The following is a 14617-nucleotide window of genomic DNA, read 5'->3' on the forward strand; positions in this document are numbered from 1 at the left end:
TCTCCGTTACACCTTTTCCACGTTCACGAGGAAGGACTTAAATTCCGGCGTCTGCGTGTTCGCATCACCGACGAATGGCGTTAACGTGTTAGCGATAAAGCCTTTTTTCGCCACACCTTCGTAGCCCCAGTGAATCGGAATACCGATAGTGTCGATATCCTTACCGTTAGCCTTCAGCGTGCGAATACGTTTAGTCACCACCGCTTTGGCCTTAATGTAGCCGCGGTTAGAGGAGACTTTGACGGTATCGCCATGGGAGATACCGAGCTTATTCGCCAGCTTCTCGCCAATTTCCACAAACTGTTCCGGCTGAGCGATGGCGTTCAGCAGCGCGTGCTTGGTCCAGTAGTGGAAGTGCTCGGTCAGACGGTAGGTCGTACCGACGTACGGGAACTTATCTGCTTTACCCAGTGCTTCCGCGTCACCTTTAAAGATACGTGCGGCAGGGTTAGAGATAACGTTCGGGTGCAGCGGGTTAGTGCCCAGCGGCGTTTCAAACGGCTCGTAGTGTTCCGGGAACGGACCTTCCGCCATCTTATCGATAGCAAACAGGCGTCCCATCCCTTCCGGCTGCATGATGAACGGCCCAACATTGCTGCCCGGTGCGGCGGCGCTGTAGTCCGGAATATCCATCCCGCTCCATTTTGCCCCGTCCCATTTCAGGAGCTGACGTTTTGGATCCCACGGATTCCCCTGCGGGTCAGCAGAGGCGCGGTTGTACAGAATACGTCGGTTGAGCGGCCACGCCCATGCCCAGCCCAGCGTATTGCCAAGGCCTGACGGGTCGGCATTATCGCGACGTGCCATCTGGTTGCCTTCCGGCGTCCAGCTACCGGCAAAAATCCAGCAGCCGCTGGAGGTCGTGCCATCGTCACGCAGTTGGGCGAACGAGCTAAGCTGTTGGCCTTTCTTGACGATAACCGCACCGGTTGCCGGGTCGGTAATGTCGGCCAGCGCTTTACCGTTACTCTCCATCGCCACTTCTTCCGAAGCCGGTTCGTGTGGGGTGGAGTAGTTCCAGGTCATGCTCAGCACCTGTTCCGGGTTCGCGCCACCCTGCTCGGCATACATCTTACGCAGGCGTAAGAAGATACCAGCGAGGATTTCGCCATCGGTAACGGCAATCCCTGGGGCATCAGCGCCTTTCCAGTGCCACTGCAGCCAGCGACCGGAGTTGACGATAGAACCATTCTCTTCGGCGAAGCAGGTGGATGGCAGACGGAATACTTCGGTCTGGATTTTCGACGGGTCAACATCGTTCGACTCACCGTGGTTCTGCCAGAAGGTGGAAGTCTCAGTGTTGAGTGGGTCGATAGTGACCAGGAACTTCAGTTTGGACAGTGAAGCCACAACTTTGTTTTTATTCGGGAATGACGCGACCGGGTTAAAGCCCTGGCAGATATAGCCATTCACTTTGCCCTGGTTCATCATCTCGAAGTACTGCAGGACGTCGTACCCTTTATCCCACTTCGGCAGCCAGTCGAAGCCCCAGCTGTTTTCTGCTGTCGCTTTATCGCCAAAGAAGGCTTTCATCATCGAAACGAAGAATTTCGGATAGTTGCCCCAGTAGTTCACCTGACCTTCCAGCAACGGTTTTGGTGTGTTGGCGGCAAGATAGGTTTGCAGGTCAGTCTGTTTTTCGCTCGGCAGCGTCATATAGCCAGGCAGGCTTTGTGACAGCAGGCCTAAGTCGGTCAAACCCTGAATGTTGGAGTGACCGCGCAGGGCGTTAACGCCGCCGCCTGCCATCCCCATATTGCCAAGCAGCAACTGGATCATCGCCATGGTACGGATGTTCTGCGCACCCACGGAGTGTTGCGTCCAGCCCAGGGCGTACAGGAACGACGCGGTTTTATCTTTGGCGCTTGTTTCTGCGATGTACTCACAGACCTTCAGGAAGTCGGCCTTTGGCGTCCCGCAGATGTTTTCTACGACGTCCGGCGTGTAGCGGGAGACGTGCTGTTTCAGCAGGTTCCACACGCAGCGCGGATGTTGCAGGGTGACGTCGCGTTTGGCGAAGCCTTTTTCATCCAGTTCGTAGTTCCAGCTGGTTTTGTCATACTTGCGTTTATCCGCGTCGTAGCCGGTGAACAGGCCATCTTCGAAACCGTAATCCTCACGCACGATCAGGCTGGCGTTGGTATAGGCCTCAGTGTATTCGCGGTTGAATTTTTCGTTGTTCAGCAGGTACAGCAAGACGCCTGACAGGAAAGCAATGTCAGTACCGGAACGAATCGGAGCATAGAAATCAGCTACCGCGGCGGTTCGCGTAAAGCGCGGATCGATAACAATCAGCTTCGCGCCGTTGTGAATTTTGGCTTCCATCGCCCAGCGGAATCCGACCGGGTGAGCTTCAGCGGCGTTACCGCCCATCACCACAACGAGGTTAGCGTTTTTAATGTCGACCCAGTGGTTGGTCATCGCACCGCGACCAAATGTTGGAGCAAGACTTGCTACCGTTGGTCCGTGTCAGACGCGTGCCTGGTTGTCGACCGCGAGCATACCGAGCGCGCGGGAGAATTTTTGCGTTAAATAGCCGGTTTCGTTACTGGAAGCGGAAGCACACAGCATCCCGGTGGAAAGCCAGCGGTTAACGGTTACGCCTTCGGCGTTTTGTGCAACGTAGTTAGCGTCGCGGTCTTCTTTCATCAGCTTAGCGATGCGGTCAAATGCCTCATCCCAGCTAATCTGTTGCCACTTATCAGAGCCTGGTGCGCGGTATTCCGGGAATTTCAGGCGGCTTTCGGAGTGGATGAAGTCCACAAGTCCTGCCCCTTTCGGGCACAGCGCGCCACGGTTCACCGGGTGATCCGGGTCCCCTTCGATATGGAAGATGGATGCTTTGGCGTTTTTAGCTCCGTCACCGAGGCTGTACATTAACAGTCCACAGCCAACGGAACAGTAAGTGCAGGTGTTACGGGTTTCACGGGTGCGCAGCAGTTTATATTGCCGTGTTTCCGCGAGCGCTACGCCGGGTGCAAAGCCCAGTGCCGCTGCCGTGGTGCCTGCCATACCGCCAGCGCAGATCTTAAAGAACTGCCTTCTGCTGACCTGCATGGTTCGCTCCTTGTTTCGACATTGTCACGTTCCCTTCGCTTTTCTATAACGCGAACGCGAGGGAAGTGGTTGTTATTTTTCTTTGCGGACGGGACCGCAAAGGTCCAGAATTGGGTGAATTTCCCTCCGTCCAGGAGGGGTTTGTAAAGAATACCACAATGTTGGTATGTGTGTTCCAATATGGTTAAAAGAAAGTGAATAAGATTATTCAAGAAAACATCAAGAATGTGACATCTCCGACAGGATCTCGTCAGTTGACCCTCTGGAAACGCGAGGATTTGCAACATCCTCAGCCTGATGAGGTAGCTGAAGAAGTGCCTGTAGCGCTGGTATACAACGGGATTTCACACGTGGTGATGATGGCATCACCGAAAGATCTTGAGCATTTCGCGATAGGTTTTTCACTTTCTGAGGGCATCATTGAGTCCCCACAAGATATTTACGCGATGGACGTAGTGCCTTCCTGCAACGGATTGGAAGTGCAGGTTGAGTTGTCCAGCCGTCGCTTTATGGGGCTGAAAGAACGTCGTCGCGCTCTGGCCGGTCGCACCGGCTGCGGTGTTTGTGGTGTGGAACAGCTTAATGATATTGGCAAGCCGGTCCAGCCGCTGCCGTTTACCCAGACATTCGATCTGGGGCATCTCGATAACGCTTTACGGCATCTCCCTGATTTCCAACCTGTTGGGCAACTGACAGGCTGCACGCACGCGGCTGCCTGGGTTCAGCCGTCAGGTCATCTGGCGGGTGGGCATGAAGATGTCGGGCGTCATGTTGCGCTGGATAAACTGCTGGGGCGACGCGCAATCGAAGGGGAGGTCTGGCAGCAAGGCGCAGTATTAGTCTCCAGCCGCGCCAGCTACGAGATGGTGCAGAAGTCGGCAATGTGCGGCGTGGAAATTCTGTTTGCCGTCTCTGCGGCGACCACGCTTGCCGTGGAAGTTGCCGAACGCTGTAACCTGACGCTGGTGGGTTTTTGCAAACCGGGCAGGGCGACGGTCTACACGCATCCGCAACGTCTGATCGCGCTGTGACGCCACCAGGCAGCCAGAATGCTGCCTGAAAATGCCAGTTCCATGATTACGGCAACTGGCGAGCCGACAATCACATTGTTCAGTAGCCAACACAGGCTACCGCACAATGTGTAACCCCGTAATTTTCCGCTTCGTTTTTGAAACGACGCAAAGGTCATTAGCAGGCTTCCCATCAGCGGCAAAATACTCGACAGATTTTGCCAAAGATAAACGCTACACAGCAGCGATCCCAGCATAAATCCCCACATCGCCCAGCGGTGAAACGTGACGATGGCCGTCGCGTAGCGGCATGCGGCAATGATCATTAACCCAGCCGCTGCGTGTTGATCCAAAAGATAGAAATGGATAGCCAACAGGGAAGTGGAACTGGTGAGCAGAGATAAGGTGATAGCCCGGCGCTGAAAATGAAAAGCGGAAATATCCAGCAAAAAGCTGATGCCAGCCAGAATCTGAGAGAGGAGAAATGCGTTCATAATGTGCGCCAACAATTGAAGAGTGACGGGACAATAATCGACGCATCAACGTAAGGCGTTAACCTTTGTTAAGACGCTGGCGAATACGAGACAGGCTAACGGGAGTAATGCCGATATAGTTGGCGAGATCGCGCTGAGTGAGTTGCGACTCCCAGTCCGGGAAGTGTGTTTGTACGTACTGGTAGCGTTGCTCTGGGGTATTGAGCAGCAGCATTTGTTCTTTTTTCTCTTTATAGATCAACTGCTGGACCGATAGCTGGGTCCTAATATCCTGATTTTCCGGCGCATCCAGCAACGCCAGCGGTATTTCACTGGTTTCGCCAGCGGCGATCATTTGCAGACTGTAATCAGCAGGCGTGTTGGTTAGCCAGTTCAGGTACAAAAAGCAGTATTCCCCGGCAAAGTAGAACTCTTTAACCCTTTCAACGCCACTGTCTGCGTGATACACCGCACGTGCAACGCCATGATGTAAAAGATGAATTTTACTTTGCGGTTCACCCTGACGCAGTAACCAACTTCCCGCCGGTTGCGTTTTTCTTCGGCTGCCTGCAAGCCATTGTGATTCCCGATTATGTGACATCTTATCTCTCAAATAATTTGAATAAGACTGGCAAATCATTCCGCTTTTAGTTGTTCGAGTATCAGCCTATTATTTATCACATCAAGGCACGGTGCCTTACTCAAACAACTTAGTTAAAGGGTTTATATCATGAAAAGCATCAAAACTTTTGTCGCAGTTATCGCTCTGGCTACTTCTTTCGGTTCTTTCGCTGCTCAGACCGTTACCGCAACCGGTTCTACGCTGGAAAGCGCTGAAGCAAAAATTGCCGCTCAGGCTGAACGTGCAGGCGCCAGCGATTATAAAATCACTCAGGCTTACACCGGCAACCGCGTGCACATGACCGCAGAACTGCTGAAATAAGATACCTTAGTACTGTCGAAAGAGCGCCCTTGAGGCGCTTTTTTCATTTCTGATATTTACTGCCTGAGCAATGCAATAAACGCTTCATATCCGGTCAATCCCGCAATAGTATCAGCCTGATGGCTGCTCAGTACGCTGGATAAATAACTGAAGATTTTTAGTTCATGCCGCGCCTCAGCGGCGGCACAGGCGATCAGGACATGACTGACCGGTTCGTTATTCACCAAAATGGGCTGCGCGAGGGTGATAAAGAAACCGCGGAAACGACGCTCCTGTTCGCTCCAGCAATGAGGAATCGCCAGGCGATTCACTATCAGGTTTTCACCTTCATGCTCCCGGGCGCAAATGCGTAGCGCTTCGTCCTCAGTGATATGGCCCTGAGCCACAAGCTGGCCGCAGATCCGACCGATGATACTCTGCCAGCTTTCGGCCTTCATATTGGCGTAATGGAAGCAGCCCTGCTGTAAAAAGAAACGTTCGGGCTGCTGGCGGATAAAGGCCGTCGCAAGAAAGTGTTTGATCTGCTCGGTACCCGCTGCGGTGATAATATTCTTGATAGTTAATGTATTTTTTAGAGATTCATCAAGCAGATAGTGACTATTGTTGACGATTAACAGCGGGGTGATTTCTTCGCTGATGGCGCTGACTTCACTTGTATTTCGCGCAATGATCACCCGACAATTCAGGACATCCCGCTCAATAGCCTGTTGGTTGATGGTGGCGATAGCATTCTGGTCGGATAATAAAATGACCGGCTGACGCTCGTTTTGATGCCGCTCCAGCGCACAGGCGAAGTAAAGCCCGATGAGATCGCTATCGAACAGCAGGATATCCAGTTTTTCGCGCAACAGGGCGATAAAACGCAAACTCAAATCGAAAGCGGCAGGCCAGGTAGACTTCAGGTTATGCATACTGCTCTGGCGATGCTCCGGTACCCAAACCGGGGCAGAGACGCATCTCAGCAGGTGGCCGGTAATATTTTCAACCAGTTGGGCATCGATAACGTTCAACGCGGCAATGCCGGGAACGCTTTTTAACAAGCAGGTCACCGCATCGGCCGAGATGGTCATTGCCTGACGTTGCCTGATTTCCAGAAGACCGATCAGGGTTCTGAAAGCGTTTTCGCCCAGGTAGACTCCTCCTTGTTCCACCGCATTTTTCAGTGATATATACCGACACTCCGGCCACGATCTGGTGAGCTGATTACGCAGGGCGTAGACTGCCAGCACCAGACTTGCCAGGTACTCTCCCGAGATGAACGGGAATTCATTAAGTTTTTCACATGCTGCATTGAGCCTGTCGATGTTGTCTCGGGTAATACCTGGCAGTGGAATTAAGAGTGGATCTTTTTTAAGCAGATTTGCCAGCAGGATTATGCGCTTTTCTTCTGGTTCATCAATGAAATGACCGACTCCCGGGCGGCTGGCAAGACAAAAGGCGCGCTCATAGCGCTGTTTCAAACGCGGGAGACGATCGGCCACCCATGTTTCAGGTAAATTGAGTGCTGAAGCCAGCTGTACGCGGGGTGTAAAGGTATTAAGCAGAAGAAAGGCCAGCAACCGGTCATCATTATCATGGCGTTGCAGAAGCTGAAAATAACCGCGTCTGTCGACAATTTCCAACTGATATCCTGCACCACCACCGGGCTGAATGCGGGCCTTACCGCTGAGGGTAAAGTTGAGGTAATCAATATCGCGCAGGATGGTTCTGCCCGACACGCCAGTTTGCCGCGCCAGCTCGCCCAGCGAACACGGCTGCTGTTCGAGGAGATCGACAATCTTTAACTGGCGTTCCGATAGCATTAACTCTCCTGGCGAAAATCAGTGAGCGCGCAGACCTTTTCGGCCGTCAGCGCGGTGAGCAGTTCGCGCACCAGGGTAAACAGCGCGTTGTAATCCGATGCGGAAATCATGCCGCTGTTGGCGTGGAGATAACGTGTCGGCAGGCAGAGTGCCGCCACCGGACGACCCCCTCCCATAACGTTATAGCGTCCGCCGTCCGTCGCCCCGGTTTTCATAGTACAGAGCTGCAATGACGCACCGCTGCTTTCTGCACACTCTTTTAATGTGGCGACCAGTTGTTGATTCGGGAAATAGCGCTTATCGAACAGCATCAGACCAGGACCCTCACCAAGCTTGAGCGGGTATTTGATGGCGTCGATTCCGGGCACATCGCCCGCAACTGCGGTATCCAGCACGATCACCACGTCGGGCTTGATATGCTCGGCCGAGGTTTGCGCTCCGCGCAGCCCCACCTCTTCTTCCACGCTGCCCACGCCGTACAGGGTAATGTCGGGGTTATCGACGGTTTGTAAAAGCTCAGCCATCAGGGCGCAGCCGACGCGGTTATCCAGCGCTTTACCGACGATCTTATCTTCGCCCCAGCGAGCGAAATTGGCTTCCGGGCTAATGAAGTCACCGATCGCAATCCCGTATTTTTCTACTTCTTCGTGGCTGTTAGCGCCAATATCGATAAACATCTCGTCAAAGGTCAGCGGCTGCTGTTTCTGCTTTTCCGTCAAAGCATGCGGCGCCACGGAGCCGATGATGCCAGGGATTTTAACGCCTTTACGGGTACGGATAGAGACCCGATGATTGAGCATCGACTGGCTCCACCAACCACCAATGGTGGTGAAGCGCAAAAATCCGCTCTCGTCGATATGCGTGACCATAAAGCCGACTTCATCCATATGGCCGACAACCGCCACCTTCGGCCCGCGGTTGCCTTTGCGGGCGACAAAGCTACCGAGGCCGTCGAAGGTGATTTCATCGACGCTGGATTCCAGCGCGTTAATGAGAAGAGTACGAACTTCCTGTTCATCGCCGCTGACGGCGCTGGCTTCGCATAGCTGCTGAAGTAACTCAATGTTCATGGGCAAGCTCCTGCTGCGCGGCTTTACGTTTCAGCCACAACCCTTTCAGGATGATAATTAACGAAATGTTCAGTGCCAGACCGATAGCCAGCACCAGGTAAAATGATCCCACCGGAGACATCAGGCCAATCAGCGGATCAAAGATACCTAAACCCGGCGCGAGGCGTTTGATTCCAAAGGCGATAACCAGCATGCCGGTAATGCCACCGGAGAGCGTATTGGCGGTAATCATCGGCAGCGGCGCGGCCAGTGCGTAGGGGATGGCCGGCTCGGTGGCGACGGTGGCGCCGACGACAATCGCACTGCTGGCGGCGGCCTTCTCCTGTTGGGTAAACAGTTTGGGCGCTAAATAGGTAGCGATTCCCGCCGCGACGGGCGGCATCAGCGCCACCACGCCGACGATGGCGTACCAGTCATAGATATGTTTTTCCAGCAGCGAGAAGCAGAAGAACCAGGCCGTTTTATTGATTGGCCCGCCCATATCAAACGCCAGCATCGCACCAACGAGGAAGGCCGCGCCCATTTTCATGGATGGCGGAATGGTGTTCAGGAAGTGCAGCAGACCGCCCATGATGTCGGACATCACCGGGCCGATGACGTAGTAAGTCAGTACGCCGAACACCAGTAAAGTGACAAACGGGATCAGCATAGAACCAAGCAGCGGCTGCAGCGCTTTGCCGAGGCGAACCTTGCGAAACCACAGGACAAAGTAGCCAATTGCCAGCCCGAGTACGACCGCGCCGAGAAATCCTGCGCCGGACTGCGTACCCAGCAGGCCTTTATCGTTCGCCAGATAACACACCAGAAATGCTGGGGCAAAAGCGGGTTTATCGGCAATCGACCAGGCAATATATGCCCCCATAATCGGGATCATAAAGGTAAAGCCCAGATAGCCGATCGATTCAACAATCCAGGTGAACGACGGCGCGCCTTTCGACATATCGGTATAGGGCAAACCGAACTGTACCAGCATATTGGCGATGGCGACCAGAATACCGCCGCCGATAACAAACGGCAGCGCGGCGGAAACGCCCGCCATCAGGTGGCTCATTACGCTACCGTGCTGGACCTCCTGTTTTCCCAGCTTTACGCTGCTATCGGCGGCGAAAAGTTGTGAATGCGTCGGTAACTGCGTAAAAATCAGGTCGATATTTTTTAGCGCCTGGGAAATGGCGATTTCATAGACTTTTTTCCCGGCAAAACGCGCCCGGTCTTCGCCGCTCAGGCCGCGACCGGTGGCCAGAATGACATAATCGGCTGCGGCAATCTCTTCATTGCTCAGGCGGTTTTCGACGCCGCTTGAGCCCTGGGTTTCGACTTTAATCGTGTGGCCGAGCGAGCGCGCTTTTTGCTCCAGCGCCTCTGCCACCATATAAGTGTGGGCGATCCCCGCCGGACAGTTGGTGATCGCCACTAAACGTAAGGATGACTCCATAGCCGCTTCCTTATGAGGTTAAGGTCTGATTAAGCAGGGCGAGCACCTGGCTGGTGTCACCTTGCTTCAGTTGATCGATGAAATCCTGATGAATGATTTTGCGGCACAGGGTGCCGATGATTTTGACCTGATCGTCCTCGCCGGTTTGCGGTACACCGAGGCAGATCCAGCAGTTGACGTCCTCGCCGTCGCTGGCTTTCCAGTCCACGTTTTCTGATTTGCGCGCGAACAACACAAAGGGCTGCCTGATGCAGGCGCTCTTACCGTGCGGGACGGCAATACCCGAGCCAAAGCCGGTGGAATGCAGCTTTTCGCGCAGCAATAGCGTTTGCAGGAAAGTGCTGCGATCGGAGACATAGCCATTCTGAAACGCCATATCTGCCAATTGCTTGAGGATGGCATACACGCTATTCCCCTGAATATTCATGTCAATGCAGTTAGCTGTAAGGGTTGTCATGTGGAGGGCTCCGTTAAAACTATTTGATTTGATTCTAACGGCGAGATGGCGAAGAGATGAGCGGCAATATGTCAGCGTGGAGTGACAATTTGAGGCCGAGTTAGCGCGTGGTTTTGTGGGGTAAAACACACAACGCTACAGGCGATTACCCTGATGAATATTTCGCCAGGGTAATTATTTTTTTAGTGTATTCCCGCCATCCTTAACAACGCGGTCACCACCGCGGCGGCAACAATCACCACGATTAGCGGCAGCTTGCGCCAGGCGAGAAATACCGCGAAGCCAACCCCAAGAACCCGCGCCATACCGGCAAAATGTTCGCCTTCGTAAAAGGTGGTCGCCAGCGCCACGGAGAACAGTAATACCGTTGCGGCGTCGGAAAGCAGCGCCTGCGAGCGTTCTGAGAACGCTAAACGGCTCCCAAGCTTCGCTCCTCCTAAACGCATTAAATAGGTTCCCAGAGATAAGATGGCGATACCGACGATAAACAGCGTCATGTTACCCATTATTTTTTCCTCGTCAGTAAGCCGAACAGTGAAAGCAGAACTGGCAAACCGACCGGCGCAAAGGGAATGGCGGCAAGCGACAGCCCGGCGCCGCTACAGGCGCGAATCAGCGTGGTGCGGTTTTTGAATGCCGGGACGACCAAAGCCAGCAGAATGGCAGGGAAGACGGCATCCAGGCCGATGGTTTCCGGTGCGGGGAGCAGTTTGCCGACGCCCGCGCCGATCAGTGTACCAACAGGCCAGAAAATCGCGACGCCCAGACCGCAAAGCCAGTAGGCGGCTTTACGTTGTTCGGGCGTTTTTTGCGACAGGCCAAAAACCACGCTTTCGTCGTTCATGATATGGCAGCCGAGGAAACAGGCGGCCCGATTGCCCACCAGATCGCGCACCGTGACGCCAAACGGCACGTGTCGGGCGTTGACCAGTAAACCGGCAGCCGCAGCCGCCAGTGGGTTACCACCGCTGGCGACGATGCCGATAAACATAAACTCGGACGCCCCCGCCAGTACCGTAATAGAGAGTACAAACGGTACCCACAGCGGGAAGCCGTAAGCCATCGCCAGCGAGCCGTACGACATGCCGACAACGCCGACAGCCAGACAGACGAGAAATATTGCTTTCAGCGTGTCGCCTTTGAGACTGGAAAAATAATGTTTCATACCGTTTTAGCCATATCGAACGAATTTCCATTATAATGAACGGGAGCAGTTAACTTTACAAGTCGAACGATTCGTTCGATATAAAAAACATGGAGTCGTGAATGACCCAGCCCATCAGTATGATCGCGAAAAGCCTGGTGCGTGAACGTCAGCGCACCGGTTTGTCGCTGGCGGAGATTGCCCGTCGTGCGGGGATTGCAAAATCGACGCTCTCACAGTTGGAAGCGGGCAATGGCAATCCTAGCCTGGAAACGCTCTGGTCGCTGTGTGTGGCGTTGGACATTCCCTTTGCGCGCCTGCTGGAGCCGCAGGAGCAAAAAACGCAGGTGATTCGCCGTGGCGAAGGGACAAAAGTCGTGGCGGAACAGGCCCACTATCAGGCCATTTTACTGGCCGCCTGCCCACCGGGCGCGCGGCGGGATATTTATCTGTTGCTGACGCAGCCGGGCGCGGATCGTATTTCACAGCCGCATCCGCCGGGATCGGTTGAACATATCATCGTGACGCAGGGCAAGGCGATGGTGGGGTTGACGGAAGCGCCGGAAGAGTTAGGTGAGGGCGACTACATTTGTTACCCCGCCGATCGGGCGCATATCTTTAAAGCACTGGAGCCTGACACCCAGGCGATTCTGGTTTCTGAGCAGAATTGAAATTGCCGGATGGCGCTATCGCTTATCCGGCCTACAAAAAATAAAACCGTGTGCCCGGTAAGCTTGCACCACCGGGCACACGACTTACTGCAGATAGAACACCTCTTTTAGCTCTGCGCTGAGCGGGCTGTTGTCCGGGTTGGCTGGCATTACGTCACGCATATGCTTCCACCAACGCTGGCAAACGTCGGTGCTGGCGACAGCGTCCCAGCGCGCTTCGGACTCAATCTCGACGGTGGCGAACAGCAGATTGCGCTCCCGATCGAGATAAATCGCGTAGTGATGGGCGCCGTGTTCTTTCAGCACCGCTTCCAGTTCTGGCCAGATGGGATTGTGCCGACGTTGATATTCAACGTGCGCGTCGGCATTTACCTGCATCACAAAGGCCTTGCGGATCATAACGCCTCCAGATACAGCTCGCGGACCTCGTCGCGGCTGGCGGTACGCGGGTTGCACGGCGCACACGGATCGGCCAATGCTTTGTCCAGCCAGCCTTCAATATCTTCTTTCGTCACGCCAAGGGAGCTAAAGCCCGCAGGAATACCGACACGCTTGCTGAGTGCTCGAATCGCCTTGATGGCCTCCATGCTTGCCGCTTCATCGCTCATGCCACGGGTATCGACGCCCATTGCCTGCGCCACGCGGGCAAAGCGCGCCACCGCGTTTGGGCGGTTAAAGTTTTCGATTACCGGCAGCAGGATGGCGTTGCAGACGCCGTGCGGCAGATTGTGGGTTGCGCCCGGCTGATGAGCCAGCGCATGCACCAGACCCAGACCGGCGCTGTTAAATGCCATACCCGCCAGATACTGACCAAACGCCATTTGTTCGCGGGCTTCGAGGTTATGGCCCTCGTCGACCGCTTTTGGTAGCCACAGATTGATCAGGCGAATCGCTTCCAGCGCGTTGGCATCGGTAAGCGGATGCGCACCAACGGAAACATAGGCTTCCACCGCGTGGGTCAGGGCGTCCATGCCGGTTGCAGCGGTGACGGAGGCCGGGATTTCCAGCATGACGCTGGCATCATCCACGGCGATATCCGGGATGATATTCGGGTCGATGATCACCTCTTTGACCTTGCGCGCAGAGTCGATAATAACCGCGTTGCTGGTCATTTCTGCTGCCGTACCGGCAGTGGTGTTGATGGCGACCAGCGGTACGCCGGCATTTTTCACTTTGCCCACGCCGGAGTAAGCGGTAGAAGGGCCTGGGTTGGCGGTCAGGATCTTCACCGCTTTAGCGGTATCGATCGGGCTGCCGCCGCCGAAAGCGATAATGTAGTCACATTCTGCGCCCTGATATGCTGCAAAACCCTGCTGCACCAGCTCCTCTGTCGGGTTCGGGAACACCTCATCAAACAGGTGGTAAGACATTTGATGTTCATCCAGCGCGGCAAACAGGCTGTCCAGCAGGCCCAGCTTCACCAGTTGACCATCGGTGACGATCAGCGCTTTGCCCCATTGTTTATTCGCCACGAGATCCACCATATCGGCAATCGCGCCGGCGCCATGCAGGCTAATTTTTGGCAGTGCCAACATAAAGCTCATCACTATTCTCCTTAACAATAAAATCCTGTAGGCCGGATAAAGTGAAGCCGCATCCGGCGTTGAGTTGGGAGGTATCAGTACAGCTCTACGGCGCTTGCCAGCGGCGTCACGCCAAAACGTTTGCCAAGGGCTATCAGTTCTTCGCGCGTGATGGTCTGCTTCATACCGCCCATCGAATAGATTTTGACCAGAACCTCGGCGGATTTCTCTGCGGTATCGATCAAACCGAACGCCTCGTCGAGGGTAGGTCCGCTGCCGAACACGCCGTGGAACGGCCACAGTACCAGCGAGTGTTTCTGCATTTCCTCGGCTGTCGCCTGGCCGATTTCATCCGTACCCGGCACCATCCACGGCAGAATGCCGACGCCATCCGGGAATACCACCAGGCACTCGGTGCTGCCTTCCCACAGTTTGCGGGTAATCAGCGCGGTGTTGTTTTCCAGCACGTAGGTCAGGGCGATCAGGTTGGTGGCGTGGCAGTGCATGATCACGCGGTCTTTGCCGTTCGTCGCTTTAATACGTTCGCAGTGGGAGAGGAAGTGAGCTGGCAGTTCAGAGGTTGGTACGGCCTCGTGGGTCAGGCCCCACAGGATATGGTAGCCCGCGCCGTCGCTGTCTACTTTCACCACGCCCAAATTTGCCGCGGGATCGAGCTGAACGTTACGGAAAAATTTGCCGGAACCGGTGACGATAAACGGCGTGTTCGCCAGCAATGGCATTGGCTGACTTAGCGCGATATAGCGTGGTTCTTCATGGAAATCGGCGCTAAACGGTGCAATGTCTGCCTCATCCAGACGCAGCGTCAGGTTGCCGCCGTTACGCTCGTCCCAGCCTTTCAGCCACGCATCAGAAGTGGCTTTGATCATCCCCTGGACGAACCAGGAAGTAGTAATGTTTTGCATCTTCGGTGTTCCTGTTTATTGCCCGAACGTTATCGGGTCTTACGATTGCCGGATAAGCGAAGCGCCATCCGGCAATCGTGTTTCATTCATTGCCGGATGGCGACGCGGG

General features: G+C 54.6%; 15 protein-coding genes. 3 read left to right on the top strand and 12 right to left on the bottom strand.

Features of this window, described 5'->3' with window-relative positions; genetic code table 11:
- Positions 1 to 6: 6 nt before the first annotated feature.
- Positions 7 to 3057, bottom strand: coding sequence for a formate dehydrogenase-N subunit alpha (gene fdnG, locus OGV80_RS02405; protein ID WP_286513499.1), 3051 nt, complete (start codon positions 3055 to 3057; stop codon positions 7 to 9).
- Between the two features lie 194 nt (positions 3058 to 3251).
- Here fdnG and fdhD point away from each other — a divergent pair, with 194 nt between their 5' ends.
- On the top strand, positions 3252 to 4088 hold the full coding sequence (fdhD, locus tag OGV80_RS02410) for a formate dehydrogenase accessory sulfurtransferase FdhD (protein WP_286513502.1): 837 nt from the start codon (positions 3252 to 3254) through the stop codon (positions 4086 to 4088).
- Here fdhD and OGV80_RS02415 read toward each other — a convergent pair.
- Both OGV80_RS02415 and OGV80_RS02420 read right to left on the bottom strand, forming a co-directional pair.
- Entirely contained in the window at positions 4055 to 4561 is a 507-nt protein-coding gene (locus OGV80_RS02415; protein WP_043018890.1) for a YgjV family protein, read from the bottom strand. The two genes, fdhD and OGV80_RS02415, sit on opposite strands and share 34 nt — an antisense overlap.
- Positions 4562 to 4619: 58 nt before the next feature.
- Complete coding sequence (locus OGV80_RS02420; protein WP_286513505.1) at positions 4620 to 5141, bottom strand: Crp/Fnr family transcriptional regulator; 522 nt, start codon at positions 5139 to 5141, stop codon at positions 4620 to 4622.
- 129 nt (positions 5142 to 5270) lie between these two features.
- Between OGV80_RS02420 and OGV80_RS02425 the strand changes: the two genes are divergently transcribed.
- Entirely contained in the window at positions 5271 to 5483 is a 213-nt protein-coding gene (locus tag OGV80_RS02425; protein ID WP_003825262.1) for a YdgH/BhsA/McbA family protein, read from the top strand.
- Positions 5484 to 5539: 56 nt separating this feature from the next.
- Here the strand turns inward: OGV80_RS02425 and OGV80_RS02430 are convergent, their stop codons facing one another.
- From OGV80_RS02430 to OGV80_RS02455, 6 genes are all read right to left on the bottom strand, one after another.
- A complete protein-coding gene (locus tag OGV80_RS02430) occupies positions 5540 to 7285 on the bottom strand; it encodes a putative frv operon regulatory protein (protein ID WP_286513510.1) in 1746 nt (581 codons plus the stop codon).
- A complete protein-coding gene (locus OGV80_RS02435) occupies positions 7285 to 8355 on the bottom strand; it encodes an aminopeptidase (protein ID WP_213733662.1) in 1071 nt (356 codons plus the stop codon). The genes OGV80_RS02430 and OGV80_RS02435 overlap by 1 nt, the downstream gene beginning before the upstream one ends.
- Positions 8345 to 9790: a PTS fructose-like transporter subunit IIBC gene (locus tag OGV80_RS02440; protein WP_075145407.1), complete on the bottom strand. Its 1446-nt coding sequence runs from the start codon at positions 9788 to 9790 to the stop codon at positions 8345 to 8347. The genes OGV80_RS02435 and OGV80_RS02440 overlap by 11 nt, the downstream gene beginning before the upstream one ends.
- A 10-nt stretch (positions 9791 to 9800) precedes the next feature.
- Positions 9801 to 10247, bottom strand: coding sequence for a PTS fructose transporter subunit IIA (locus OGV80_RS02445; protein WP_213732174.1), 447 nt, complete (start codon positions 10245 to 10247; stop codon positions 9801 to 9803).
- 182 nt (positions 10248 to 10429) lie between these two features.
- Positions 10430 to 10753: an AzlD domain-containing protein gene (locus tag OGV80_RS02450; RefSeq protein WP_003847885.1), complete on the bottom strand. Its 324-nt coding sequence runs from the start codon at positions 10751 to 10753 to the stop codon at positions 10430 to 10432.
- Positions 10753 to 11412, bottom strand: a complete 660-nt coding sequence (locus tag OGV80_RS02455) for an AzlC family ABC transporter permease (protein ID WP_286513515.1) — start codon at positions 11410 to 11412, stop codon at positions 10753 to 10755. The genes OGV80_RS02450 and OGV80_RS02455 overlap by 1 nt, the downstream gene beginning before the upstream one ends.
- A gap of 101 nt (positions 11413 to 11513) precedes the next feature.
- Between OGV80_RS02455 and OGV80_RS02460 the strand changes: the two genes are divergently transcribed.
- Complete coding sequence (locus tag OGV80_RS02460; protein WP_003825255.1) at positions 11514 to 12062, top strand: helix-turn-helix domain-containing protein; 549 nt, start codon at positions 11514 to 11516, stop codon at positions 12060 to 12062.
- Between the two features lie 84 nt (positions 12063 to 12146).
- On the opposite strand, the gene rhaM is transcribed toward OGV80_RS02460, so the two are convergent.
- From rhaM to rhaD, 3 genes are all read right to left on the bottom strand, one after another.
- Entirely contained in the window at positions 12147 to 12461 is a 315-nt protein-coding gene (gene rhaM / locus OGV80_RS02465; RefSeq protein WP_087050714.1) for an L-rhamnose mutarotase, read from the bottom strand.
- Entirely contained in the window at positions 12458 to 13606 is a 1149-nt protein-coding gene (gene fucO, locus OGV80_RS02470) for a lactaldehyde reductase (protein ID WP_043018898.1), read from the bottom strand. Before fucO ends, rhaM begins: the two co-directional genes overlap by 4 nt.
- A gap of 74 nt (positions 13607 to 13680) precedes the next feature.
- Positions 13681 to 14508, bottom strand: coding sequence for a rhamnulose-1-phosphate aldolase (gene rhaD / locus OGV80_RS02475; protein ID WP_075145405.1), 828 nt, complete (start codon positions 14506 to 14508; stop codon positions 13681 to 13683).
- Positions 14509 to 14617 lie beyond the last annotated feature (109 nt).

It is taken from the genome of Citrobacter sp. Ce119 (assembly GCF_030334525.1).
In the GTDB taxonomy this organism is placed as follows: Bacteria; Pseudomonadota; Gammaproteobacteria; order Enterobacterales; family Enterobacteriaceae; genus Citrobacter; species Citrobacter europaeus.